This is a genomic window from Pseudomonas sp. W2Aug9 (genome assembly GCF_023127755.1).
Lineage (GTDB): Bacteria > Pseudomonadota > Gammaproteobacteria > Pseudomonadales > Pseudomonadaceae > Aquipseudomonas > Aquipseudomonas synxantha_A.
The window spans coordinates 100,687-122,920 of record NZ_SPKL01000010.1; the positions used below are offsets into that span (position 1 = coordinate 100,687).

Below are 22,234 nucleotides of genomic sequence, written 5' to 3' on the forward strand. Positions count from 1 at the left end.
ATCACCTTCGGTAACGGTTATTCCCTGTCCTAAATCTGAACGAGCGCTGTTCCGGCCTTGGGGGCGCCGCACCAGCGGTGATATAGTTCGCCGCCAGTTCGGTCCGCCCAACCCATGTACCTAATTATTGCGCATCCGTTGCAAACCAAAGTCGCACACATGGTGTCTGAGTGAAAGGCTGCATCCCAAGGAGATTAGATGAGTGCCGATAACGCCTACGCGGTCGAGCTGAAGGGCCTTACCTTCAAGCGCGGTTCGCGCAGCATCTTCAATAACGTCGATATTCGCATTCCTCGCGGCAAGGTCACGGGCATCATGGGGCCTTCCGGTTGCGGCAAGACCACCCTGTTGCGCCTGATGGGCATGCAATTGCGCCCCAGTGCCGGCGAAGTGTGGGTCAACGGCCAGAACCTGCCGACGCTGTCGCGCAGCGATCTGTTCGATGCGCGCAAGCATATGGGCGTGCTGTTCCAGAGCGGCGCGCTGTTTACCGACCTCGATGTTTTCGAAAACGTAGCGTTCCCGCTGCGGGTGCATACCCAGCTGTCCGATGAAATGATTCGTGACATTGTGTTGCTGAAGCTGCAGGCCGTTGGCCTTCGCGGTGCCATCGACCTGATGCCGGACGAATTGTCCGGCGGTATGAAGCGCCGTGTCGCCCTGGCGCGGGCCATTGCCCTCGACCCGCAGATCCTTATGTACGACGAGCCATTCGTGGGGCAGGACCCGATCGCCATGGGTGTGCTGGTGCGTCTGATCCGCCTGCTCAATGATGCATTGGGTATCACCAGCATTGTGGTCTCCCACGATCTGGCCGAAACCGCGAGCATCGCCGACTACCTGTATGTAGTGGGTGATGGCCAGGTGCTGGGGCAGGGTACGCCTGAAGAGCTGATGAACGCCGATAACCCGCGTATCCGCCAATTCATGACCGGCGATCCCGATGGCCCGGTGCCTTTTCACTTTCCGGCAGCGGACTACCGCTCAGATCTTCTGGGGAAGCGCTGATGCGCAAGACATCTCTTATCGAAAAGGTTCGCCTTTTCGGTCGCTCGGGCATCGACATCATCGAAGTCCTGGGGCGTTCGACCATTTTCCTGTTCCACGCCTTGCTGGGCCGCGGTGGCATCGGCGGGGGCTTCGGCCTGCTGCTCAAGCAGCTGCACGCAGTGGGTGTGATGTCCCTGGTGATCATTGTGGTCTCCGGGGTGTTCATCGGCATGGTGCTGGCGCTGCAGGGCTTCAACATCCTGTCCAGCTACGGCTCGGAGCAGGCGGTAGGCCAGATGGTGGCCTTGACCCTGCTTCGTGAGCTCGGCCCGGTGGTCACTGCCTTGCTGTTCGCGGGGCGTGCAGGTTCGGCGCTGACCGCCGAAATCGGCAACATGAAGTCCACCGAGCAACTGTCCAGCCTGGAAATGATCGGTGTGGACCCGCTCAAGTACATTGTTGCCCCGCGCCTGTGGGCCGGCTTCATTTCCCTGCCATTGCTGGCGATGATTTTCAGCGTGGTGGGTATCTGGGGCGGTTCGTGGGTGGCGGTTGACTGGTTGGGCGTCTATGACGGTTCCTACTGGGCCAACATGCAAAACAGCGTGACCTTCACCGGTGACGTGCTCAACGGCATCATAAAGAGCATTGTCTTTGCCTTTGTAGTGACGTGGATTGCCGTATTCCAAGGCTATGACTGCGAGCCCACCTCAGAAGGGATCAGTCGTGCCACTACCAAGACCGTTGTGTACGCCTCGCTGGCGGTACTGGGCCTTGACTTCATTTTGACCGCCTTGATGTTTGGAGATTTCTGATGCAAAACCGCACTGTGGAAATCGGTGTCGGCCTTTTCTTGCTGGCTGGCATCCTGGCTTTACTGTTGTTGGCCCTGCGAGTCAGCGGCTTGTCGGCCAGCCCCACCGCCGATACCTATAAACTTTACGCGTATTTCGACAATATCGCCGGTTTGACGGTCAGAGCCAAAGTGACCATGGCCGGCGTTACCATCGGCAAGGTCACGGCAATCGATCTGGACCGCGACAGCTTCACCGGGCGAGTGACCATGCAGGTGGACAAGAAGGTAGATAACCTGCCGACCGACTCCACGGCATCTATCCTCACTGCGGGGCTACTGGGCGAGAAATACATCGGTGTCAGCGTGGGCGGGGAAACAGCCTTGCTCAAGGATGGCTCTACAATCCACGACACACAGTCGTCGTTGGTACTTGAAGACCTGATCGGTAAATTCCTGCTCAATACGGTCAATAAAGACGCTAAATGAGGAATCTGTTCATGATCTCTACCTTGCGACGTGGCCTGCTGGTACTGCTTGCAGCGTTGCCGCTGATGGCCAATGCGGCAGGTTCTGCGCACGATTTGGTGCAGGACACGACCAGCAGGATGCTGGCCGACCTGAAGGCCAACAAAGAGCAGTACAAGCAAGACCCTTCCAGGTTCTACGAAGCACTCAACACGATTGTTGGCCCGGTGGTCGATGCCGAAGGCATTTCCAAAAGCATCATGACGGTTAAGTATTCGCGCAAGGCAACCCCGGCGCAGATGCAGACGTTCCAGGAAAACTTCAAGCGTGGTCTGTTCCAGTTTTACGGCAACGCGCTGCTGGAATACAACAACCAGGGCATCGTCGTTGACCCTGCCAGGGAGGAGTCGGGCGACCGTGCCGAGGTCGGGATGAAAGTCTCGGGCAGCAATGGCGCGATCTATCCGGTGTCCTACACCCTGACGAAAATCAACGGTGAATGGAAGCTGCGCAACGTGGTCATCAACGGCATCAACATCGGCAAGCTGTTCCGTGACCAGTTCGCCGATGCGATGCAGCGCAATGGCAATAACCTGGACAAGACCATCAATGGTTGGGCCGGTGAAGTGGCCAAGGCCAAGGAAGAAACCGACAAAGCTGCCGGGAAGCCTGCGCAATGACCGAGGCGGCTGTTCGTATCGGCGACGCCGGCGAGCTGTTGCTCAGCGGCGTGCTCGATTACCGTACCGGGCCTGACCTGCGCAAGCAGGGCCAGGCACTGATCAAGGCCAGCAATGCGCCTGCGCTGGTGGTTGACTGTTCGGCGGTGACCAAGTCCAGCAGCGTCGGTCTATCGTTGCTGCTGTGCTTCATGCGCGATGCCGAAGCAGCAAAAAAGCCGCTCAGTATCCGTGCCTTGCCTGAGGACATGCGCGAGATTGCCGAGGTTTCCGGCCTGACCGAGCTGTTGGCACACCCTTAATACACATTTATCAGAAAAGCCCCCCGTCAGAGTCCTGCTATGCGGGGTTCGCAGGCGCGGGGCTTTTTTGTATGATGTGCGACCCGTGCGCACTGGGCGCCGATAGAGGTTGAGCATGCAGGCCCTAGAAGTTAAGAGCTTCCTTGAAGGAAAGCTGCCGGAAACGACTGTTGAAGTTGAAGGCGAAGGCTGCAATTTCCAGCTGAACGTGATTAGCGATGAACTGGCGGCATTGAGCCCGGTCAAGCGTCAGCAGCAGATCTATGCCCATTTGAACCCATGGATCACCGATGGCAGCATCCATGCGGTCACTATGAAATTTTTCAGCCGCGCGGCCTGGGCCGAGCGCACCTGAGCCCCCAAGGCGTCGAGATTCTTATGGATAAATTGATTATTACCGGCGGTGCCCGCCTCGATGGCGAGATCCGCATTTCCGGTGCGAAAAACTCCGCCTTGCCGATCCTGGCAGCGACCCTGCTGTGCGATGGCCCGGTGACTGTAGCCAACCTGCCGCACCTGCACGACATTACCACCATGATCGAGCTGTTCGGCCGCATGGGCATTGAGCCGGTGATCGACGAGAAGCTGGCCGTCGAAATCGACCCGCGCACCATCAAGACCCTGATCGCCCCGTACGAACTGGTGAAAACCATGCGTGCGTCGATCCTGGTGCTGGGCCCGATGGTTGCTCGTTTCGGCGAAGCCGAAGTGGCCTTGCCTGGCGGTTGCGCCATTGGTTCGCGTCCGGTCGACCTGCACATCCGTGGCCTTGAGGCCATGGGCGCAGTCATCGACGTCGAAGGCGGCTACATCAAGGCCAAGGCGCCGGAAGGCGGCCTGCGTGGCGCGAACTTCTTCTTTGATACCGTCAGTGTGACCGGTACCGAAAACATCATGATGGCCGCTGCCTTGGCCAACGGCCGCAGCGTGCTGCAAAACGCTGCGCGTGAGCCGGAAGTGGTCGACCTGGCCAATTTCCTGAACGCCATGGGCGCGAAGGTTTCCGGTGCTGGCACTGACACCATCACTATTGATGGTGTAAAGCGTCTGCACACCGCCACCTACAAAGTCATGCCTGACCGCATCGAGACCGGTACCTACCTGGTTGCCGCTGCTGTGACCGGTGGCCGCGTGAAGGTCAAGGACACCGATCCGACCATCCTTGAAGCCGTCCTGGAAAAACTCAAGGAAGCCGGCGCAGAGATCACCACCGGCGAAGACTGGATCGAGCTGAACATGCACGGCAAGCGGCCAAAAGCCGTCAATGTGCGTACTGCTCCGTATCCGGCGTTCCCGACCGACATGCAAGCGCAGTTCATCTCCCTGAACGCCATTGCCGAAGGCACCGGTGCCGTGATCGAGACCATCTTCGAAAACCGCTTCATGCACGTGTACGAACTGCACCGCATGGGCGCCAAGATCCAGGTGGAAGGCAACACGGCCATCGTCACCGGCATCGACAAGCTCAAGGGCGCGCCAGTAATGGCTACCGACCTGCGTGCTTCCGCCAGCCTGGTAATCTCGGCACTGTGCGCCGAAGGCGACACCCTGATCGACCGCATCTACCACATAGACCGTGGCTACGAGTGCATCGAAGAAAAACTGCAGATGCTCGGCGCTAAAATCCGCCGCGTACCGGGCTAACCCCCACTGCCCTGTAGGGGTGAGCAAGCTCGCTCCTACACACTGGTTTGTTTCAAATCGAGGCTGTCATGGCCTCGATCTGTGTCTGGCACTGTTTGTGACCGGACAGCAATAGCCTGATGAAGGACTGACGTTCCCATGTTGACCATCGCACTGTCCAAGGGCCGCATCCTTGACGACACGTTGCCGCTTCTGGCTGAAGCGGGCATCGTGCCGACCGAGAATCCGGACAAGAGCCGCAAGCTGATCATCCCCACGACCCAGGACGACGTTCGCCTGCTGATCGTGCGGGCTACCGACGTGCCGACCTACGTTGAACATGGTGCCGCCGACCTCGGTGTCGCGGGTAAGGATGTGCTGATGGAATACGGTGGCCAGGGCTTGTATGAGCCACTGGACCTGCGTATCGCCCTGTGCAAGTTGATGACCGCTGGCCGTGTCGGTGATGTCGAGCCCAAGGGCCGCCTGCGGGTGGCGACCAAGTTCGTCAACGTCGCCAAGCGCTACTACGCCGAACAGGGCCGCCAGGTCGATATCATCAAGCTCTACGGCTCGATGGAGCTGGCACCGCTGATCGGCCTGGCCGACAAAATCATCGACGTGGTCGACACCGGCAACACCCTGCGCGCCAACGGTTTGGAGCCACAGGATTTCATCGCCGACATCAGCTCTCGCCTGATCGTCAACAAAGCTTCTATGAAGATGCAACACGCCCGTATCCAGGCGTTGATCGACACCCTGCGCAAGGCAGTGGAGTCTCGACACCGCGGTTGACTCACCCGCGTAGCCCAAAGGCTGCGCCCGTCTATCCGCCTCATAGCCAGAATTCTCAGGTGCCCAAGCGGAAACGACTGCTAGTTTAGGGCGCCTGAGTTTTTGCCAATTCTATTGAGGCCCTCGCTATGACCACGTCCACTGCAATTGCCCGACTCAACGCTGCCGACCCGGATTTCGCCCATCATCTGGATCATCTGCTGAGCTGGGAAAGCGTGTCCGACGATTCGGTCAACCAGCGGGTGCTCGACATTATCAAGGCCGTGCGCGAGCGCGGTGATGCGGCGCTGGTGGACTTCACCCGTCAGTTCGACGGCCTGGACGTCAAGTCGATGGCGGACCTGATCCTGCCCCGCGAGCGCCTTGAGCTGGCCCTGACGCGTATCACCGCGCCCCAGCGCGAAGCCCTGGAAGTCGCAGCGGCGCGGGTACGCAGCTACCACGAAAAGCAGAAGCAGGACTCCTGGAGCTACACCGAAGCCGATGGCACCGTACTAGGCCAGAAGGTCACGCCGTTGGACCGTGCCGGCCTTTACGTGCCGGGCGGTAAAGCCTCTTATCCGTCGTCCGTGTTAATGAACGCGATTCCGGCCAAAGTGGCGGGCGTCACTGAAGTGGTCATGGTGGTGCCGACCCCTCGTGGTGAAATCAACGAACTGGTACTGGCTGCCGCCTGCATCGCGGGTGTCGACCGAGTGTTCACCATCGGTGGCGCCCAGGCCGTCGCGGCTTTGGCCTATGGCACCGAAAGCGTGCCGAAGGTCGACAAGGTTGTTGGCCCAGGCAACATCTACGTCGCCACCGCCAAGCGCCATGTGTTCGGCCAGGTCGGCATCGACATGATCGCCGGCCCTTCGGAAATTCTGGTGGTGTGTGACGGCCAGACCGATCCGGACTGGATCGCCATGGACCTGTTCTCCCAGGCTGAGCACGACGAAGATGCCCAGGCGATCCTGGTCAGCCCCGATGCCGAGTTCCTCGACAAGGTCGCCGCCAGCATCAATAAGCTGCTGCCGACCATGGAGCGTGCCGAAATCATCGAGAAGTCGATCAATGGCCGCGGCGCCCTGATTCTGGTGCGTGATATGGAGCAAGCCATCGAAGTGGCCAACCGCATCGCGCCGGAACACCTGGAGCTGTCCGTAGCGGATCCACAGGCCTGGTTGCCGTCGATTCGTCACGCCGGTGCGATCTTCATGGGGCGTCACACCAGCGAAGCCCTGGGCGACTACTGCGCCGGGCCTAACCACGTGTTGCCGACCTCCGGCACTGCGCGTTTTTCATCGCCGCTGGGGGTGTATGACTTCCAGAAGCGTTCGTCGATTATCTTCTGCTCGCCACAAGGTGCTTCCGAGCTGGGCAAGACTGCCTCGGTGCTGGCCCGTGGTGAATCCCTCAGCGCTCACGCACGCAGCGCTGAATACCGCATCGTCAAGGGAGAGTAAGGCATGAGCAAATTCTGGAGCCCTTTCGTCAAGGACCTTGTGCCTTACGTACCCGGTGAGCAACCGAAGCTGACCAAGCTGGTCAAGCTCAACACCAACGAAAACCCATACGGCCCATCGCCCAAGGCATTGGCAGCGATGCAGGCCGAGTTGAACGACAACTTGCGCCTGTACCCGGACCCCAACAGCGACCTGCTTAAACAGGCAGTGGCCAGGTATTACGGAATCGACGCCGGGAAGGTATTCCTGGGCAACGGTTCCGATGAAGTCCTGGCGCACATCTTTCATGGCCTGTTCCAGCACGATCTGCCACTGCTGTTCCCGGATATCAGCTACAGCTTTTACCCTGTCTATTGCGGCCTCTACGGCATCAAGTACGACGCGCTGGCGTTGGACGAGCAGTTCCAGATTCGCGCATCTGACTATGCCAGGCCCAACGGCGGGATCATCTTCCCCAACCCGAACGCACCCACCGGCTGCGTACTGGCGCTGGATGCGGTGGAGCAGATCCTCAAGGCCAGCCCGGATTCGGTGGTGGTGGTCGACGAAGCCTACATCGACTTCGGTGGCGAAACCGCCATCAGCCTGGTGGACCGTTACCCGAACCTGCTGGTGACCCAGACCCTGTCCAAATCGCGCTCACTGGCCGGTTTGCGTGTGGGCCTGGCCGTGGGTCATCCGGACCTGATCGAGGCGCTGGAGCGGGTCAAGAACAGCTTCAACTCCTACCCGCTGGACAGATTGGCGATTGTTGGCGCGGCGGCGGCGTTCGAAGACCGTGAATACTTCGAGCAGACCTGCCAGATGGTGATCGACAGCCGCAACAAGGTGGTCGCGCAACTGGAAGGCAAAGGGTTTGAAGTGTTGCCCTCGGCGGCGAACTTCATCTTTGCGCGCCACCCACGGCATGACGCTGCTGGATTGGCAGCCAAGTTGCGTGAGCAGGGGGTTATCGTGCGGCACTTCAAGCAGGAGCGGATTGCCCAGTTCCTGCGGATCAGTATCGGTACGCCTGAGCAGAACCAGGCGCTGGTTGATGGCCTGGGCGAGCTCTAAGCCACACTGAAAATCAAAAAAATGTGGGAGGGGGCTTGCTCCCGATAGCGGTGGATCAGTCGATTAGATGTCGACTGGCACTCCGTCATCGGGGGCAAGCCCCCTCCCACATTCTATTTTGCGGCGTTAGTTAAAGAAGCGGCTCATCCGGCTTCTTGTTCTTCCAGCCATCATTGCCCGGCAGCAGCAGGTTCAAGTCAATCGCCACCACCGCACACAGGGCAATGCCCTTGAGGCCGAAATCGTCCGGGCCGGTGCCGGTGCCGACCAGCACACCGCCAATCCCGAATACCAGGGTTACCGACACGATCACCAGGTTGCGTGCTTCACCCAGGTCGATCCTGTGGCGAATCAGCGTGTTCATCCCCACCGCGGCAATCGAGCCGAACAGCAGGCACAGAATCCCGCCCATCACTGGCACGGGGATGCTCTGCAGCAGTGCGCCGAACTTGCCGATAAACGCCAGGCTGATGGCAAACACTGCCGCCCAGGTCATGATTTTCGGGTTGTAGTTCTTGGTCAGCATCACTGCGCCGGTCACCTCGGCGTAGGTGGTGTTCGGCGGGCCGCCAAACATGCCGGCAGCCGTAGTGGCGATACCGTCACCCAGCAAGGTGCGGTGCAGGCCGGGCTTTTTCAGGTAGTCGCGACCGGTCACGCTGCCCACCGCAATCACACCGCCGATATGTTCGATCGCCGGGGCCAGGGCCACCGGGACGATAAACAGGATCGCCTGCCAGTTGAACTCCGGCGCGGTAAAGTGGGGCAGGGCGAACCACGGCGCAGCCGCGATCTTTGCGGTGTCGACCACGCCAAAATAGAACGACATGGCAAAGCCCACCAGCACGCCGGAGATGATCGGCACCAGGCGGAAAATACCTTTGCCGAACACGGCCACGATCAAGGTGGTCAGCAGTGCGGGCATCGAGATCAGCATCGCCGTCTGGTAATGGATCAACTCGGCTCCGTCGCCGGACTTGCCCATGGCCATATTGGCGGCAATCGGCGCCATGGCCAGGCCGATCGAGATGATCACCGGGCCGATGACCACCGGTGGCAGCAGCCGATCGATAAAGCCGGTGCCCTTGACCTTCACGGCCAGGCCCAGGAACGTATAGACGAAACCGGCCGCCATCACCCCGCCCATGGTCGCCGCCAGGCCGAATTGGCCTTTGGCGAGGATGATCGGGGTGATAAACGCGAAGCTCGATGCCAAAAATACCGGCACCTGCCGCCCTGTCACCACCTGGAACAGCAATGTGCCCAGGCCGGCGGTGAACAGTGCGACGTTTGGATCAAGACCTGTGATCAGCGGCATCAACACCAGCGCGCCAAATGCTACGAAGAGCATCTGTGCGCCAGACAGGATCTGGCGCCAAAGCGGGTCGTTGAATTCATCCTGCATGTTCACGCGTCCTTCTGCTTGGTGCCGAAGATCTTGTCACCGGCATCGCCAAGGCCTGGGATGATGTAGCCGTGTTCATTCAGGCGCTCATCAATGGATGCGGTGTAGATCTGCACATCCGGATGGGCTTTCTCGACGGCGGCGATGCCTTCGGGCGCGGCCACCAGCACCATGGCACGGATGTCCCGGCAGCCGGCTTTTTTCAGCAGGTCGATGGTCGCGACCATGGAGCTACCGGTGGCGAGCATCGGGTCGATGATCATGGCCAGGCGCTCGTTGATTTCCGGAACGAGCTTCTCCAGGTAGGTGTGGGCCTGCAGTGTTTCTTCATTGCGGGCAACGCCCACGGCGCTGACCTTGGCGCCCGGGATCAGGCTGAGTACACCTTCGAGCATGCCGATACCGGCGCGCAGGATAGGGACGACGGTAATTTTCTTACCGGCGATTTTTTCCACTTGTACGGGACCGGCCCAACCGGGGATCTCGTAGGTTTCCAGGGGTAAATCCTTGGTGGCTTCGTAAGTCAGCAGCGCTCCGACTTCCTGAGCAAGCTCACGGAAATTCTTCGTGCTAATGTCGGCACGGCGCATAAGGCCGAGTTTGTGTCGGATCAGCGGATGGCGGATCTCGCGAGTGGGCATGGGAAAGGCTCCGGCGGCGGGCAAAAAAACCGGCCTAGATTAATCTATCCGAGAGTGTTGTCCTATAGACATCAAGTACGTTAGTCCATAAAGGCTTGATTGGAGCGCACGAGAAGCGTACCTTCGCCCGCTTTTCTTGCCACAGCACCCCCTTGGAGAGCGCCATGTCTGCTGATCTCGAGCATATCCGTCAAATCATGCACGAGGCTGACTGCCTGTACACCGAAGCGCAGGTCGAAGCAGCAATCGCCAAGGTCGGCGAGCACATCACCCGCGAAATGGCCGACACCAACCCGGTGGTCTTTTGTGTGATGAACGGTGGCCTGATCTTCGCCGGTAAATTGCTCACCCACCTGCAATTCCCACTGGAAGCCTCTTACCTGCACGCCACCCGTTATCGCAACGAAACCAGCGGCGGCGATCTGTTCTGGAAGGCCAAGCCGGAAGTTTCGTTCATTGACCGCGATGTGCTGATCATTGATGACATCCTCGATGAAGGTCATACCCTGGGCGCGATCATCGATTTCTGCAAACATGCCGGCGCGCGCAAAGTGCATACCGCTGTGTTGATCGATAAAGACCACGACCGCAAGGCCCGCCCTGAATTGAAAGCCGATTTTGTTGGGCTGCCTTGCGTCGACCGCTATATCTTCGGGTATGGCATGGACTACAAAGGCTACTGGCGTAACGCCAATGGCATCTTTGCCGTTAAAGGAATGTAATCGATGGCCCGCTTTCTTGATCAGACCCTGTTTGCCGAATTGGCCGAGAAAGCGGCCGCCAGCCCTCGTGGCCGGTATCACCATAATTTCCATCAGATGGAAGAACCTTGCCATCGCTTGGCTGTGGCCCTGCAACCGAGCACATATGTACCGCCCCATCGTCACCTGAGTGCCGACAAGGCGGAGACCTTGCTGGTGCTTCAGGGGGCCCTGGGTCTACTGATATTCACCGAAACGGGTGAAGTGATTGCCAAGCGCGTGATGCAGGCGGGTGGTAAGTGCGCCGGTGTCGACTTGCCGCCGGGCGTATTCCATGGCCTGGTGGTGCTGGAGCCTGACACTGTGATGTTCGAATGCAAGGCCGGGCCTTATCGACCGGTGGGTGAGGGGGAGCTGGCTGATTGGGCGCCGCGAGAAGGTGATGCCGGTGTGGCTGACTACCAACGCTGGATGCTTGCCCAGTTCGATTGAGCCCCTCCCACATCCTGCGTCGCGCAGGTAGACTTCAAACCCCGTGTAAATGTCTGCAGGCTGGAGTCGGTAATGCGTAAAGATAAGAAACAGGTGATTGGCGACGAGATCGGTGACGACCAAATCAAGTTGTTCCTGGACTTCGAGCCGGTTGATGCGACTTCGCCGTCCCTGCACAAACTGATCAAGGCCTATCGCGGCCTGCGTATCGACGACTTCGAGCGTTTCCTGGGCTTTTTCCAAGAAGCAGGCCTGGACCTGGATGGCAAGGACGAGCATGGCCAGACCTTCGTTGATCTGATCAAGGACCAGCGCAACGCCGCCGAGTACATCGAGCTGATCGACAAGGCCCGCGGCTGATTATCCGAGCCACAAAAAAACGCCCCGAGGGGCGTTTTTTTTGCATTCAAACCTTAAGCGTAGCTTTGGGCTTCGTTGCTTTGCTCCACCAGCTCAAGGCTGATGTTGTTCTGCGTGTTGATCTTGCGATACAGCTCGGCATCCGTCTCCAGGACCTTTTCCCGCGCCGGGAAGATCTCGTGCAGCTTGCTCGCCCATTCACCGGCAGCCTTCTGCGGGAAGCAGCGTTCAATCAGCTCCAGCATGATCGATACGGTCACCGAGGCACCCGGAGATGCGCCCAGCAGCGCCGCGAGCGAACCGTCCTTGGCCGCCACCAGCTCGGTGCCGAATTGCAGCACGCCGCCTTTCTTCGGGTCTTTCTTGATGATCTGCACCCGCTGGCCGGCCACTTCCAGGCGCCAGTCTTCGGCTTTTGCCTCGGGGTAGAAGCGACGCAGGGATTCCAGGCGCTGCTCCATGGATTGGCGCACTTCGCTGACCAGGTACTTGGTCAGATCCATGTTGTCGCGGGCCACGGCCAGCATCGGGCCAATATTGCCAGCGCGAATCGACATCGGCAGGTCAAGGAACGAGCCGTGCTTGAGGAACTTGGTGGTAAAGCCTGCGTATGGCCCGAACAGCAGCGACTTCTTGCCATCCACCACGCGGGTGTCCAGGTGCGGCACGGACATGGGCGGCGAACCCACGGCAGCCTGGCTGTAGACCTTGGCCTGGTGCTGTTTGACCACTTCCGGGTTGTCGCAACGCAGCCACTGGCCACTGACCGGGAAACCGCCGAAGCCTTTGCTTTCTTCGATGCCCGAGGCTTGCAGCAGCGGCAGGGCCGCACCACCGGCGCCGAGGAACACGAACTTGGCGTCCACTTCGCGGCTGTTGCCGCTGTTGACGTCCTTGATGCTCACGGTCCAGCCGGCGCCGTTACGCTTGAGGCCGGTGACGCGCTTGCAGTATTTGACCTGGGCATCCGGCGAACTGGTCAGGTGGCTGAGCAACTGATTGGTCAGGGCGCCGAAGTTGACGTCGGTGCCGTTCATCACGCGGGTCGCGGCGATTTTTTCGTCAAGCGGGCGGCCCGGCATCATCAGCGGCATCCACTCGGCCATTTCGCTGCGGTCTTCGGTGTAGTGCATGTCCGAAAACGCGTGATGCTGGCTGAGGGTCTCAAAACGCTTCTTGAGGAAGGAAACGCCTTTGTCGCCCTGCACGAAGCTCAGGTGCGGGACCGGGCTGATGAACGACTTGGACGAGCCGAAGGTGCCCTTCTTGGTCAGGTACGCCCAGAACTGTTTCGACACCTCGAACTGGGTGTTGATGTGCACGGCTTTCTTGATGTCGATGGAGCCATCGGCGGCCTGTGGCGTGTAGTTCAGCTCACACAGCCCGGCGTGGCCGGTACCGGCGTTGTTCCACGGGTTGGAACTCTCCGCGGCACCCGAATCCATCAGCTCAACGACTTCCAGCTTGAGGCCGGGGTCGAGCTCTTTGAGCAGTACGGCCAGGGTGGCACTCATGATGCCGGCCCCTACCAGAACTACGTCGACTGCTTCGTTATGCGCCATTTAACGCGTCTCCAAAATCTGCAGCACCAAATTGACGGCATGGCTGCCAGGAGTGACGGGGCGGTTCACGTGTTGCCCCAGGTTACCCATGGCCAGGATCGCCATGTCCGTTTCGCAATTCTTTGCAACTTCAGCACACGCTTCCTGCCGGGCTAATCTGCCTATGAACGCATTCATAGGCGCCTGTGGCAATTCGACTTATGGTCAAAGCGTGCGATTCGTGCAACCAATCCGTAGCGGACAGGCTCAAGCTCCGGTTTTTGAGGAAGGCTCGATCCTGTGTAATTGGGCTGCCCCAGACGCTGATGGTGCTTGTACAAACGCCAAACTATTCATTTGCTCGCCACACTCTTGTGAAGTTGTGAAAACCCGTTTTTTCACGCTCTTTTGAAGACGTGAACCTCAAAAAAGGGCTGCCCCAGCCTGGCACCTGGCCCGTAAACCTCTGCCGACATGCGGCAAAACGGGCAAACAACACAAGTGGCCGAGCGCAATGGCAGCTCTGGCAGATCCGATAAAGGCGGGGTGGTTTGCAAAGGAAACAGCAAGCACGCCAGCTTCACTTGATCTGTGTGGGCGGCTCTCTGTGGGCGATTTTGGGGCTAATGCCTGGGCATTAACGATGCTGCGGGGCCCGATCAGGAGACGTCCTTATAATCGGGGGGAGATTGTAGCGAAGAACGCCAGGGAAATGGGCGTGTTTTATGACTTTTATTCGGGTCCCGGTCAGGAGGCCAACGCTTGCCGGTGTTGTGCGCGAAAAACCTGCGGCTTGACCCGGGCGCTGGCCGGCAGAGGGCGGTGCATCCAGCCCAGATGAGTCTCGGTCACTTCTACCCAACCTTCACCAACGGGCGGCAGGCTGCATTGCTTGAATGCCTGGCAATGGCCCTGGGCGTCGAGCAGGGCGAAGTGGCGGTGACGGGCGTGTGACATGAACAGTGTCTTGAGAAGGCGCATGGCTGTGTACCTGGTGTGTTACATGCTTGAAGATTGCCAGTGTGGCATGACACTGCGGTGACCAATTTATGCGAATTTGTAATTTGCCCGTGGCTTCAGCCACTGTTCAGGATTGCTGGTGAGTGGCGTGCGTGCACCGTTATACTGGCGACCTGTCTGCACCTAGTCCTGGAGAAATGAGTATGTTGCAACGCCTGTTGTTCGGTTTGATCACTGTGACCAGTTTGACCCTGGTTGGCTGCGCCAACAGCCCGCAACAACTCAGCCCGCAACCTAAAGTCACCGCGCCATTGGCTGCGGTAGGTCATGGCCAGCCGGTGTCGGTACGTGTGGTCGACGGTCGTCCGTCGCCAACCCTGGGCTCGCGTGGCGGCCTGTATCCGGAGACTGCGCTGATTTCGGTGACCGGCCAGGATGTGCTGCCCAAGCTGCAGGCCCAGGCTGAAGCCGCTGTGCGCTTGCTGGGCTTTACACCGACCAACTCGCCAGGTGTGCCGCAACTGACCGTGACCCTGGCCGAGCTGAAGTACCAGTCGCCCAAAGAGGGGCTGTATGTGACCGAAGCCTCCATCGGTGCGACCTTCAAGTCTGACGTCAGCGCCGGTACCCGTCGCTACAGTGGCCGCTACGCCGCATCGCTGAATCAGCGCTTCGGCATGTCGCCCAACCAGGAAACCAACACCAAGCTGGTCAGCGATGTGCTCAGCGATGCACTGACCCGCCTGTTCAAGGACCCAAGCATCAGCCAGTTGCTCAGTTCGCAATAAACCGTGCACAAAAAACCGGGCTCAGTGATGAGCCCGGTTTTTTTATGCCCGTGGTTTGGTCATGCCGCCGTATCGACATAGAAGTCCAGCACACTCACGCCGGTGAGCAAATCCAGTTCCGGCAAGTCCGCATGTTGGTGGCCGCCGAGGGCGCAATACACCAGCCAGTGGCGATCCTGGACGTTGAACGCAAGGCTGCCGACCAGCGCCTCTTGCTCATCGTTTGGGGCGATCAGATACAGCCGATCCTGGTTTTGCGCGTGCAACATGACTTGCTCCTCAAGCGTCGAAGGGCAACAGAGTGGCTTGTTAAGGTGACGTTCAGGTGACGCTGTAAATTACTGGATACATTAGCCGTCAACGGAGAAGGAGCATTAAAGGCGCAGGAGGCGACTATCGTTCAGGTTGGTATCTGGACTGATATCCGAATACTGATTCGCCGAGGTTTGCGATGGCGCTGCTCATCAATGCTGTTGCCCTGTTGGTTGCCTGCTCGGGCGCCTTGGTGCTGTTTATCACCCGCCTGCATGCGCAACGTGCGATGGCTGAACTCGCCATGCGTAGTGAAGAGCGTGCTATCGACCAGCCGATGCTTTTTCTGGATACGCACACCGAACGGGCGCATCGTCAGGCTTACCGTGTGGGGTTCGGCTGCCTTGGCTTGGCCCTGGCCGCCTCCTGGCTCAGCACCCATTTCTAATTCCACTGCAAAACCAAATGTGGGAGCGGGCTTGCCCGCGAAGGCGGTGTATCAGCCACTGAATCTTTAACTGACCCACCGCTATCGCAGGCGAGCCAGCTCCCACACTGGCCATGTACTGCCCGTAGAATCAGCGCCTGCCACATATCCCCTGTAGGGTCACATATTACAGGGGGATCCCGGCCTTGACTCGGTATTGATTGCGTACCGGCGTCGCATACTGCACCACCAGATAAGGCCGGTGTTCGGCCGGGCATTCGTTCAAGCGTCGCTCCCATTCTGCCTTGGCCTTGGCCAGCTCATCGGCGGGGAATACATCCGCCGCTTTAGGAACCTGCAACTGCGGATCGGCATCATCCCACTGTGCGTACGCCAGGTAATGCACCGGAAACAAGCGGTAGCCACCGAGGATCTGCCGGTCCATTTCCATTGCCAGCAGCTTGGTATCTTCGAAACGCTCGGTAATCGGCGGCGCAAAGTTCACATGTACGCGGCCCTTGTAGCCGGTGATACCCAGGGCGATGCTCACGTCGTCCTCGCCCGGTGCCTTGGTGTAGGTGCCGGTGGTGGCGCGGATATACAACTCGCGGGCCTTGGCGGCATCGCAAGGGTCGTACTCGTAGCTTATGGATACCGGCGTCAGGTTCAACGACTGGATGACCTCGGCAAACGGCTCGTCCTTGCGGCTGACGTGGAACATCTTGAGAATCGCCGATTCGGTACGGTCATCGCCATCCTTGGCCCGGCCTTCAGCCTGGGCGATCCAGATCGACTGGCAGTCGTTGCGGATCGAATGGTTGATATAGGCCGACAGCAGGTTGTAGGCCGCCATCTTCTCCTTTCGCCCGGTGATCGAACGGTGCACGATGAAGCTCTTGTTCAGGCGCATCAGGTCGCTGACAAACGGCTTTTGCAGCAGGTTGTCACCAATGGCGATGCGTGGCGTCGGCAGGCCGGCGTGATACACGGCATAGTTGACGAAGGCCGGGTCCATCACGATGTCGCGGTGGTTGGCCAGAAACAGGTAGGCGGTGCCGGATTTGAGCTGCTCGACGCCGGTGTAGGTTACGCCGTCGGTCGCCCGGTCAATCGTGTGGTCAACGTAGTATTCGACTTTGTCTTGCAGCGTCGCCACGGTGGTGACGCCGGCAAACTCACGGCGCAATTTGCGCGCGATCATCGGCTTGAGCAACCAGCCCAGGGCGCCGGCAAAGCGCGGGAAGCGAAAGTGGGTCAGGATGTCCAGAAAGGCCTTGTCACTGAACAGACGCGCCAGCACTGCCGGGACTTCGCTGTCGTTGTAAGGTCGGATGGTATCGAATTCGCCCATCATGCTCTCTTGTTAGAAACGGCTAGGGTAAGTAAAGGAAATAGCAGGGGCGGCGTGAGTAAACTGGCTCTGCCGGAAATAGCCCTGTAAATAGACCGGCGATTATACGCACAAGTCACCTTGGAGACTGCGATGCTGGAAACTGCGATGTACGATTGTCCTTATTGTGGCGAAGTGGTCGAGACAACAGTGGATTTGTCTGGCGGGGACCAGACCTATATAGAAGACTGCCAGGTGTGTTGCCGGCCGATCACGTTCAACCTGCAAGTGCATGGTGACGAGTGGATGCTCGAAACCCGCAGCGAAAATGAATGATGCGTAGCGAAAACGAATAACAGGTACGCCCATGCAGCGAATCTACGAGCCGGAAAACCTGATGGAAGGCGAGCTGTTGCAACAGATGCTGGCCAGTGAGGGCATCGAAGCGCACTTGATGGGCCGCCACTTGCTCGGTGGTACCGGCGAGTTGCCGATCTTCGGTTTGCTGGGGCTGGAGGTCGATAATGATCAGGCGGCGTACGCCCGCGAGCTGATCACGGCCTATATCGGCGCGCAACCCTTGCCCGGCGACGAACCCGACAGCTTCCCCGACGTATTGGTCTGTTAGGCTGTCGGTCGGTTTACCCCAAGAGTCGTGTTGCCCCATGTGTGGACGTTATGCCCTGTTTCGCTGGAACCCTGCCTTTGCTGCCTTGCCCGGCTTCCCCGCCGACCAGCAGGCCCAGTGGAACATTTCCCCCAATGATTCGGTGCTGATCCAGCGCCTGAGCGAAGGCCAGCTCACCCTGGCGCGTGCCCGTTGGGGGCTGACGCCGCCTTGGTTGACGGATCTTTCCCGTACTCCGGCCCATGCCCGCGCCGAAACGCTCGCCGAGCAACCGATGTTCCGCGAGGCATTCCGCCAGCGCCGCTGCCTGTTGCCAGCCAACGGTTTCTACGAATGGCGCGGTACCCAGCGCAAGCGCCCGTATTGGTTGACGCCGGGGGAGGGCTCCACCCTGTTTTTTGCTGCGATCTGGGAAGCGTATCCCGTGCAGGAGCAGGTGTGGCTGAGCACCGCCGTGGTCACCCAGGCAGCGCAAAGCCAACGTCGGCCGTTGATTCTTGATGCGGCGGGGCAAGCCGCCTGGCTCGACCCCGAGACGCCGCTGCACGTGTTGCAAGGGTTGCTGGCCGGTGAGCCCAGCGCTTTACGTGAGCGCGTGCTGGCCAATATGGTCAATGATCCCAAGCTCAATGGGCCGGAGTGCCTGACCCCGGCTTGAGCCTGCACTGTGGGATGTGTCCGAAATTCAGCGGTTAAATGTCTGATGTATCTGGCGCCAATACAAACGACCGCCTACGATACGCGCCATGTTTTCAGGGAGCGTGTTCATGAAGAAGTCATTGGCGGTAAGTGGTTTGGTTGCAGCGATGTTGCTGGCGGGTTGCCAGTCGGTCAATACGACCAGCGGCGGTGCTGTTGGGGTTGAGCGCAAGCAATACATGTTCAGCATGTTGTCGAGCCAGGAAGTCGACCAGATGTACGCCCAGTCTTACCAGCAGACCCTGGGTGAAGCCAGTGGCAAAGGCGTTCTGGACAAGACCAGCGCCAACGCCAAGCGTGTGCAGGCCATCGCCAAGCGCCTGATCGCCCAGGCGCCGACCTTTCGCGCAGATGCCGCCCAGTGGAACTGGGAAGTGAACCTGATCAAAAGCGACGAGATGAACGCCAACTGCGGGCCTGGCGGCAAGATCCTGGTGTACAGCGCGCTGATCGACAACCTCAAGCTCACCGATGACGAGTTGGCTGCGGTGATGGGCCATGAAATCGCCCACGCCCTGCGTGAGCACGGTCGTGAAGCGATGTCCAAGGCGTACGGTATTGAAATGGCCAAGCAGGGTGCTGGTGCAATATTCGGTCTCGGCCAGGACAGCCTGGCACTGGCCGATACCGTGGCCAACTATGGCATGACCTTGCCCAACAGCCGCAGCAACGAAAACGAAGCCGACCTGATCGGCCTGGAGCTTTCGGCGCGTGCCGGCTACAACCCGAACGCCGCGATCACCTTGTGGAACAAAATGGCCAAGGCTTCCGAAGGCGCGCCGCCGGAATTCATGAGTACTCACCCGGCTTCCGACAGCCGGATTGCTTCGTTGCAGGCAGCGATTCCGAAGGTAATGCCGCTGTACCAGCAGGCCAAGAAATCCTGAGGCTTGATGACGATCCAAATGTGGGAGGGGCGCACCGCCCCTCCCACAATAGATCGGGTTCAGTCTTAGATCCAGCCGCTGCTTTGCATGGCTTTGTAGACCGCCACAATCGCCAGTACAAAGAACGCTGTGGCCGCCAATCGACGAATCAAGGTCAGCGGCAGTTTCTCCGCCGCGAAATTCCCCGCCAGAACCACCGGTACGTTGGCAATCAACATGCCCAGCGTGGTGCCGATAATCACCAGCCACAACTCCGGATACTGCGCTGCCAGCATCACCGTGGCGATCTGGGTCTTGTCACCGATTTCCGCAAGGAAGAACGCAATCAGCGTGGTCAGAAATGGCCCGAACTTGCGGGTGGTGCTGGCTTCGTCATCATCGAGTTTGTCTGGCACCAGGGTCCAGAGTGCCGTGGCACAGAAGCTCGCCGCGAGGATCCAGTGCAGCACCGCATCCGAGAAGAAACTCCCGAACCAGGCGCCCACGGCACCGGCGGCCGCATGGTTGGCCAGGGTTGCGGCGACAATGCCGGCAATGATCGGCCAGGGTTTGCGAAAGCGGGCAGCAAGAATGAGCGCGAGTAACTGCGTCTTGTCGCCGATTTCGGCCAAGGCAACGATTGCGGTAGGAACGAGTAGTGAATCCAGCATCAGGTAGTTTCCAGGGGCGGGTCGACACGGCTATGACACGTACAGCCTTCCCGCCCCGGGTAAGGTGTGCGTGTCATAGGTCTTGTCAAACCCCGGTCCGTCTGTGCGGACTCCTGGGTCGCATACGCCATGGTCTGCTGACCAAGTATGTTGACGTATGCCGGACGAGCATGGGCTCGTGGGAGACTACTCCCCTAGGACGCTGCGGATTCTGCCTAGGCAAAATCCATTCGGCAAGCGTTCTTTTTCAAACGGCCGTCAGGGGCGCTTGGCGCGGTAGATGCGAAAACCATTGCCTTCGGCCTTGATTGCGCAGATACCCAGATGCTCTTCGATCAGCGGCTGATACTTCAGGAAGCTGTTGGCAACCAAGCGCAGTTCGCCACCTTTTGCCAGATGTTTGGCTGCTTTTCGCAGCAGGTTTTCCGTGGCGAAGTAATCGGTATGCACCCCGACATGGAACGGCGGGTTGCTCAAAATCGCGTTTAGCCCCATTGGCGCGGCATCGATTCCATCCCCGGTCAGTACCTCGGCTTCCAGGCCGTTCGCCGCCAACGTCAGCCGACTGCTGGCAGCTGCGAAGGCATCCACATCCAGCATTGTCACGGTGTTATGCGGGTAGCGACGCTTGACCGCAGCCCCCAGTACCCCGGCGCCGCAACCGAAATCGAGCAGATGCCCGCTGGGCAGCTTGTCCAGGTGCTCCAGCAGCAACTCGGTGCCGCGGTCCAGGCGGCCATGGCTGAACACTCCCGGCAAGCTCACCACCTTCAGCGGGCCTTCGGCCAGTAGTACATCGAAGACCTGTGCCAGGCTCTCCAGTTCGACCGCTTGCGGGGCGTTGGCGACGGTGACTTGCCATAGCTGGCAATGCCGCGCGTTATCCAGCTTGCGCGGCTTGCCGAAGGGGGTCATCTGCTTGGCAGCGCTTTCGATACCGCCTTTTTTCTCACCCACCAGAAACAGCTCGGCGCCAGGCAGGCGAGCGGCCACGGCGTTGAGCAGGTAGTCGGTGAGGTCCTTGGACTTGGGCAGGAAGATCACCGCGGCATCGAAGGCACGCTCGGGCACATTCACCCCGAACTGGCTGCGCTCGGGAAACCGTGCATCAAGCGCGGCCTGGTCGCCAGCGTGCCAGCACCAGCCATGGGCGTTGGGCAAGCGCCCAAGCAAATCGTCGGCAGGCAAACCTACCAGCAGCAGGTTGCCTTGAAAAAGTTCGGCCTGACGAAGCAGTACTTCACTGCGCGGATCCATGGTCTGCTCCTTGAAAAGGGGCGCAGTTTATCAACTGACGACGCGCAGCGGGGCACCGCTGAAAAAGCCTCGGGCGTTTTCCGTCAATTGGCCGACGATGCGTTGCCGCGCTTCGCGACTGCCCCAGGCATTGTGGGGCGTGACAATCAACCGAGGAATATCGCCGGCCAGCAGCGGGCTGCCATTGATCGGCGGCTCCACACTCAACACGTCGGTCGCCGCGCCGCCCAGATGACCACTGCGCAGCGCGTCCGCCAAGGCCTGTTCGTTGATCAAGCCACCACGGGCGGTGTTGACGATAAACGCGCCGGGCTTGAGCAGCGCCAGTTCACGGGCGCCGATAAAGTCGCGGGTGTGTTCATTGAGCGGGCAATGCAAGGTCAGCGCATCGACCTGGGCCAGCAGTTGATCCAGTGGCACGCGGTCGGAGCGGGCAGGGCGCCCGGGAATCGCGCCGAGTACCACGCGCATGCCGAAGGCTTCGGCCAGGCGCGCCACCGCGCTGCCCAGTTCGCCATGGCCGAGCAGGCCGAGGGTTTTGCCTTCCAGCTCGACAATTGGATGGTCCAGCAGACAGAACTGCCTGGCCTGCTGCCATTTGCCGGCGGCCACATCCTGTTGGTAGTCCTTCAAGCGCGTGGCGAGGTTGAGCAGCAGCATGATCGTGTGCTGGGCCACCGACGGCGTGCCGTAACCCTGGCAGTTGCTCACGGTGATGCCGTGGGCGCGGGCGGCTTCGAGGTCGATATTGTTGGTGCCGGTGGCTGAAACCAGGATCAGCTTGAGCTCGGGGCACGCCGCCAGGGTTTGCGCCGTGAGCGGGATTTTGTTGCTGATCGCGACTTGAGCGCCCTGCAAGCGTTCCACCACATTCTGTGGCGTGGTCTGCTCAAACAGCTGCAACTGGCTGAAGCAGTCGCGCAAACCGCTGAGATCGAGGTCGCCCAAGTCCAGTGAAGGGTGGTCGAGGAAGACGGCGCGGCGATTGTTCATGATCAACTGTACCTTTTGCGACGAGGTTCGAAGGCGTAATCTTCCGAGCCTATCAGATGAAATAATCAGTT

28 protein-coding genes and 1 riboswitch are annotated in these 22,234 nt (G+C 59.6%); of the genes, 19 read left to right on the plus strand and 9 right to left on the minus strand.

Annotated elements, in window-relative coordinates; genetic code table 11:
- Nucleotides 1-198 precede the first annotated feature (198 nt).
- The 10 genes from E3O56_RS07395 to hisC all read left to right on the plus strand — a co-directional run bounded on the left by E3O56_RS07395 (nt 199) and on the right by hisC (nt 8,152).
- On the plus strand, nt 199-1,008 hold the full coding sequence (locus tag E3O56_RS07395) for an ATP-binding cassette domain-containing protein (RefSeq protein ID WP_005784851.1): 810 nt from the start codon (nt 199-201) through the stop codon (nt 1,006-1,008).
- Nucleotides 1,008-1,805 carry a lipid asymmetry maintenance ABC transporter permease subunit MlaE gene (gene mlaE, locus E3O56_RS07400; RefSeq protein ID WP_005784853.1) on the plus strand — a complete coding sequence of 266 codons (798 nt, stop codon included), beginning with the start codon at nt 1,008-1,010 and terminating at the stop codon, nt 1,803-1,805. The genes E3O56_RS07395 and mlaE overlap by 1 nt, the downstream gene beginning before the upstream one ends.
- Nucleotides 1,805-2,272, plus strand: a complete 468-nt coding sequence (mlaD, locus tag E3O56_RS07405; RefSeq protein WP_005784855.1) for an outer membrane lipid asymmetry maintenance protein MlaD — start codon at nt 1,805-1,807, stop codon at nt 2,270-2,272. Before mlaE ends, mlaD begins: the two co-directional genes overlap by 1 nt.
- 11 nt (nt 2,273-2,283) lie before the next feature.
- A complete protein-coding gene (locus tag E3O56_RS07410; protein WP_032877773.1) occupies nt 2,284-2,931 on the plus strand; it encodes an ABC transporter substrate-binding protein in 648 nt (215 codons plus the stop codon).
- Nucleotides 2,928-3,233 carry an STAS domain-containing protein gene (locus tag E3O56_RS07415; protein WP_005784859.1) on the plus strand — a complete coding sequence of 102 codons (306 nt, stop codon included), beginning with the start codon at nt 2,928-2,930 and terminating at the stop codon, nt 3,231-3,233. Before E3O56_RS07410 ends, E3O56_RS07415 begins: the two co-directional genes overlap by 4 nt.
- A gap of 115 nt (nt 3,234-3,348) precedes the next feature.
- Nucleotides 3,349-3,588, plus strand: coding sequence for a BolA family protein (locus E3O56_RS07420; protein ID WP_003188597.1), 240 nt, complete (start codon nt 3,349-3,351; stop codon nt 3,586-3,588).
- Between the two features lie 23 nt (nt 3,589-3,611).
- The gene (gene murA / locus E3O56_RS07425) at nt 3,612-4,877 is read left to right on the plus strand and encodes a UDP-N-acetylglucosamine 1-carboxyvinyltransferase (protein ID WP_032877771.1); all 1,266 of its coding nucleotides are present in this window, start codon (nt 3,612-3,614) and stop codon (nt 4,875-4,877) included.
- A gap of 138 nt (nt 4,878-5,015) precedes the next feature.
- The gene (gene hisG, locus E3O56_RS07430; RefSeq protein ID WP_003188599.1) at nt 5,016-5,651 is read left to right on the plus strand and encodes an ATP phosphoribosyltransferase; all 636 of its coding nucleotides are present in this window, start codon (nt 5,016-5,018) and stop codon (nt 5,649-5,651) included.
- 128 nt (nt 5,652-5,779) lie between these two features.
- Complete coding sequence (gene hisD / locus E3O56_RS07435; protein WP_003188601.1) at nt 5,780-7,096, plus strand: histidinol dehydrogenase; 1,317 nt, start codon at nt 5,780-5,782, stop codon at nt 7,094-7,096.
- Between the two features lie 3 nt (nt 7,097-7,099).
- Nucleotides 7,100-8,152, plus strand: a complete 1,053-nt coding sequence (hisC, locus tag E3O56_RS07440; RefSeq protein WP_032877769.1) for a histidinol-phosphate transaminase — start codon at nt 7,100-7,102, stop codon at nt 8,150-8,152.
- 130 nt (nt 8,153-8,282) lie between these two features.
- On the opposite strand, the gene E3O56_RS07445 is transcribed toward hisC, so the two are convergent.
- Both E3O56_RS07445 and upp read right to left on the minus strand, forming a co-directional pair.
- A complete protein-coding gene (locus E3O56_RS07445; protein WP_248128055.1) occupies nt 8,283-9,557 on the minus strand; it encodes a uracil-xanthine permease family protein in 1,275 nt (424 codons plus the stop codon).
- A gap of 2 nt (nt 9,558-9,559) precedes the next feature.
- Nucleotides 9,560-10,198, minus strand: a complete 639-nt coding sequence (gene upp, locus E3O56_RS07450; RefSeq protein ID WP_003188608.1) for a uracil phosphoribosyltransferase — start codon at nt 10,196-10,198, stop codon at nt 9,560-9,562.
- A gap of 164 nt (nt 10,199-10,362) precedes the next feature.
- Between upp and E3O56_RS07455 the strand changes: the two genes are divergently transcribed.
- The 3 genes from E3O56_RS07455 (at nt 10,363) to E3O56_RS07465 (ending at nt 11,751) form a co-directional block, all read left to right on the plus strand.
- Nucleotides 10,363-10,920, plus strand: a complete 558-nt coding sequence (locus tag E3O56_RS07455) for a hypoxanthine-guanine phosphoribosyltransferase (protein ID WP_005784869.1) — start codon at nt 10,363-10,365, stop codon at nt 10,918-10,920.
- Nucleotides 10,921-10,923: 3 nt separating this feature from the next.
- Nucleotides 10,924-11,391, plus strand: a complete 468-nt coding sequence (locus tag E3O56_RS07460; RefSeq protein ID WP_032877765.1) for a WbuC family cupin fold metalloprotein — start codon at nt 10,924-10,926, stop codon at nt 11,389-11,391.
- Between the two features lie 72 nt (nt 11,392-11,463).
- Complete coding sequence (locus E3O56_RS07465) at nt 11,464-11,751, plus strand: PA4642 family protein (RefSeq protein ID WP_032877763.1); 288 nt, start codon at nt 11,464-11,466, stop codon at nt 11,749-11,751.
- A 53-nt stretch (nt 11,752-11,804) separates the two neighbouring features.
- Here the strand turns inward: E3O56_RS07465 and mqo are convergent, their stop codons facing one another.
- Nucleotides 11,805-13,313, minus strand: coding sequence for a malate dehydrogenase (quinone) (gene mqo / locus E3O56_RS07470; protein ID WP_005784875.1), 1,509 nt, complete (start codon nt 13,311-13,313; stop codon nt 11,805-11,807).
- A gap of 726 nt (nt 13,314-14,039) precedes the next feature.
- Nucleotides 14,040-14,273, minus strand: a complete 234-nt coding sequence (locus E3O56_RS07475; RefSeq protein WP_032877761.1) for a hypothetical protein — start codon at nt 14,271-14,273, stop codon at nt 14,040-14,042.
- A gap of 182 nt (nt 14,274-14,455) precedes the next feature.
- On the opposite strand from E3O56_RS07475, the gene E3O56_RS07480 reads away from it, so the two are divergent.
- Complete coding sequence (locus tag E3O56_RS07480; RefSeq protein WP_032877759.1) at nt 14,456-15,040, plus strand: YajG family lipoprotein; 585 nt, start codon at nt 14,456-14,458, stop codon at nt 15,038-15,040.
- Between the two features lie 59 nt (nt 15,041-15,099).
- Here E3O56_RS07480 and E3O56_RS07485 read toward each other — a convergent pair whose 3' ends face one another.
- Nucleotides 15,100-15,309 (minus strand): hypothetical protein, encoded by a 210-nt coding sequence (locus E3O56_RS07485; protein ID WP_005784881.1) that lies wholly within the window; start codon nt 15,307-15,309, stop codon nt 15,100-15,102.
- Nucleotides 15,310-15,491: 182 nt separating this feature from the next.
- Between E3O56_RS07485 and E3O56_RS07490 the strand changes: the two genes are divergently transcribed.
- Nucleotides 15,492-15,740: a hypothetical protein gene (locus tag E3O56_RS07490; protein WP_032877757.1), complete on the plus strand. Its 249-nt coding sequence runs from the start codon at nt 15,492-15,494 to the stop codon at nt 15,738-15,740.
- Nucleotides 15,741-15,906: 166 nt separating this feature from the next.
- Here E3O56_RS07490 and E3O56_RS07495 read toward each other — a convergent pair whose 3' ends face one another.
- Nucleotides 15,907-17,070 carry a 1-acyl-sn-glycerol-3-phosphate acyltransferase gene (locus E3O56_RS07495; RefSeq protein WP_223017596.1) on the minus strand — a complete coding sequence of 388 codons (1,164 nt, stop codon included), beginning with the start codon at nt 17,068-17,070 and terminating at the stop codon, nt 15,907-15,909.
- Between the two features lie 132 nt (nt 17,071-17,202).
- On the opposite strand from E3O56_RS07495, the gene E3O56_RS07500 reads away from it, so the two are divergent.
- The 4 genes from E3O56_RS07500 to E3O56_RS07515 all read left to right on the plus strand — a co-directional run bounded on the left by E3O56_RS07500 (nt 17,203) and on the right by E3O56_RS07515 (nt 19,263).
- Nucleotides 17,203-17,385 carry a CPXCG motif-containing cysteine-rich protein gene (locus tag E3O56_RS07500; protein ID WP_032877753.1) on the plus strand — a complete coding sequence of 61 codons (183 nt, stop codon included), beginning with the start codon at nt 17,203-17,205 and terminating at the stop codon, nt 17,383-17,385.
- A gap of 31 nt (nt 17,386-17,416) precedes the next feature.
- Nucleotides 17,417-17,677: a DUF2007 domain-containing protein gene (locus E3O56_RS07505; protein ID WP_032877751.1), complete on the plus strand. Its 261-nt coding sequence runs from the start codon at nt 17,417-17,419 to the stop codon at nt 17,675-17,677.
- 37 nt (nt 17,678-17,714) lie between these two features.
- The gene (locus tag E3O56_RS07510; protein WP_005784892.1) at nt 17,715-18,335 is read left to right on the plus strand and encodes an SOS response-associated peptidase; all 621 of its coding nucleotides are present in this window, start codon (nt 17,715-17,717) and stop codon (nt 18,333-18,335) included.
- Between the two features lie 109 nt (nt 18,336-18,444).
- Nucleotides 18,445-19,263 carry a M48 family metallopeptidase gene (locus tag E3O56_RS07515; RefSeq protein ID WP_005784894.1) on the plus strand — a complete coding sequence of 273 codons (819 nt, stop codon included), beginning with the start codon at nt 18,445-18,447 and terminating at the stop codon, nt 19,261-19,263.
- Between the two features lie 65 nt (nt 19,264-19,328).
- Here the strand turns inward: E3O56_RS07515 and E3O56_RS07520 are convergent, their stop codons facing one another.
- The 3 genes from E3O56_RS07520 to E3O56_RS07530 all read right to left on the minus strand — a co-directional run bounded on the left by E3O56_RS07520 (nt 19,329) and on the right by E3O56_RS07530 (nt 22,166).
- Complete coding sequence (locus E3O56_RS07520; RefSeq protein WP_005784895.1) at nt 19,329-19,913, minus strand: TMEM165/GDT1 family protein; 585 nt, start codon at nt 19,911-19,913, stop codon at nt 19,329-19,331.
- 88 nt (nt 19,914-20,001) lie between these two features.
- A riboswitch (yybP-ykoY riboswitch) is annotated at nt 20,002-20,120 on the minus strand.
- 51 nt (nt 20,121-20,171) lie between these two features.
- Nucleotides 20,172-21,170: a class I SAM-dependent methyltransferase gene (locus tag E3O56_RS07525; RefSeq protein WP_032877748.1), complete on the minus strand. Its 999-nt coding sequence runs from the start codon at nt 21,168-21,170 to the stop codon at nt 20,172-20,174.
- 30 nt (nt 21,171-21,200) lie between these two features.
- Nucleotides 21,201-22,166 carry a 2-hydroxyacid dehydrogenase gene (locus tag E3O56_RS07530; RefSeq protein ID WP_078820395.1) on the minus strand — a complete coding sequence of 322 codons (966 nt, stop codon included), beginning with the start codon at nt 22,164-22,166 and terminating at the stop codon, nt 21,201-21,203.
- Nucleotides 22,167-22,234 lie beyond the last annotated feature (68 nt).

Bases quoted from the DNA above. Each gene is read 5' to 3' on its own strand.
- E3O56_RS07395 (WP_005784851.1), top strand. From the start codon at position 199: ATGAGTGCCGATAACGCCTACGCGGTCGAGCTGAAGGGCCTTACCTTC.
- mlaE (WP_005784853.1), top strand. From the start codon at position 1,008: ATGCGCAAGACATCTCTTATCGAAAAGGTTCGCCTTTTCGGTCGCTCG.
- mlaD (WP_005784855.1), top strand. From the start codon at position 1,805: ATGCAAAACCGCACTGTGGAAATCGGTGTCGGCCTTTTCTTGCTGGCT.
- E3O56_RS07410 (WP_032877773.1), top strand. From the start codon at position 2,284: ATGATCTCTACCTTGCGACGTGGCCTGCTGGTACTGCTTGCAGCGTTG.
- E3O56_RS07415 (WP_005784859.1), top strand. From the start codon at position 2,928: ATGACCGAGGCGGCTGTTCGTATCGGCGACGCCGGCGAGCTGTTGCTC.
- E3O56_RS07420 (WP_003188597.1), top strand. From the start codon at position 3,349: ATGCAGGCCCTAGAAGTTAAGAGCTTCCTTGAAGGAAAGCTGCCGGAA.
- murA (WP_032877771.1), top strand. From the start codon at position 3,612: ATGGATAAATTGATTATTACCGGCGGTGCCCGCCTCGATGGCGAGATC.
- hisG (WP_003188599.1), top strand. From the start codon at position 5,016: ATGTTGACCATCGCACTGTCCAAGGGCCGCATCCTTGACGACACGTTG.
- hisD (WP_003188601.1), top strand. From the start codon at position 5,780: ATGACCACGTCCACTGCAATTGCCCGACTCAACGCTGCCGACCCGGAT.
- hisC (WP_032877769.1), top strand. From the start codon at position 7,100: ATGAGCAAATTCTGGAGCCCTTTCGTCAAGGACCTTGTGCCTTACGTA.
- E3O56_RS07445 (WP_248128055.1), bottom strand. From the start codon at position 9,557: ATGCAGGATGAATTCAACGACCCGCTTTGGCGCCAGATCCTGTCTGGC.
- upp (WP_003188608.1), bottom strand. From the start codon at position 10,198: ATGCCCACTCGCGAGATCCGCCATCCGCTGATCCGACACAAACTCGGC.
- E3O56_RS07455 (WP_005784869.1), top strand. From the start codon at position 10,363: ATGTCTGCTGATCTCGAGCATATCCGTCAAATCATGCACGAGGCTGAC.
- E3O56_RS07460 (WP_032877765.1), top strand. From the start codon at position 10,924: ATGGCCCGCTTTCTTGATCAGACCCTGTTTGCCGAATTGGCCGAGAAA.
- E3O56_RS07465 (WP_032877763.1), top strand. From the start codon at position 11,464: ATGCGTAAAGATAAGAAACAGGTGATTGGCGACGAGATCGGTGACGAC.
- mqo (WP_005784875.1), bottom strand. From the start codon at position 13,313: ATGGCGCATAACGAAGCAGTCGACGTAGTTCTGGTAGGGGCCGGCATC.
- E3O56_RS07475 (WP_032877761.1), bottom strand. From the start codon at position 14,273: ATGCGCCTTCTCAAGACACTGTTCATGTCACACGCCCGTCACCGCCAC.
- E3O56_RS07480 (WP_032877759.1), top strand. From the start codon at position 14,456: ATGTTGCAACGCCTGTTGTTCGGTTTGATCACTGTGACCAGTTTGACC.
- E3O56_RS07485 (WP_005784881.1), bottom strand. From the start codon at position 15,309: ATGTTGCACGCGCAAAACCAGGATCGGCTGTATCTGATCGCCCCAAAC.
- E3O56_RS07490 (WP_032877757.1), top strand. From the start codon at position 15,492: ATGGCGCTGCTCATCAATGCTGTTGCCCTGTTGGTTGCCTGCTCGGGC.
- E3O56_RS07495 (WP_223017596.1), bottom strand. From the start codon at position 17,070: ATGGGCGAATTCGATACCATCCGACCTTACAACGACAGCGAAGTCCCG.
- E3O56_RS07500 (WP_032877753.1), top strand. From the start codon at position 17,203: ATGCTGGAAACTGCGATGTACGATTGTCCTTATTGTGGCGAAGTGGTC.
- E3O56_RS07505 (WP_032877751.1), top strand. From the start codon at position 17,417: ATGCAGCGAATCTACGAGCCGGAAAACCTGATGGAAGGCGAGCTGTTG.
- E3O56_RS07510 (WP_005784892.1), top strand. From the start codon at position 17,715: ATGTGTGGACGTTATGCCCTGTTTCGCTGGAACCCTGCCTTTGCTGCC.
- E3O56_RS07515 (WP_005784894.1), top strand. From the start codon at position 18,445: ATGAAGAAGTCATTGGCGGTAAGTGGTTTGGTTGCAGCGATGTTGCTG.
- E3O56_RS07520 (WP_005784895.1), bottom strand. From the start codon at position 19,913: ATGCTGGATTCACTACTCGTTCCTACCGCAATCGTTGCCTTGGCCGAA.
- E3O56_RS07525 (WP_032877748.1), bottom strand. From the start codon at position 21,170: ATGGATCCGCGCAGTGAAGTACTGCTTCGTCAGGCCGAACTTTTTCAA.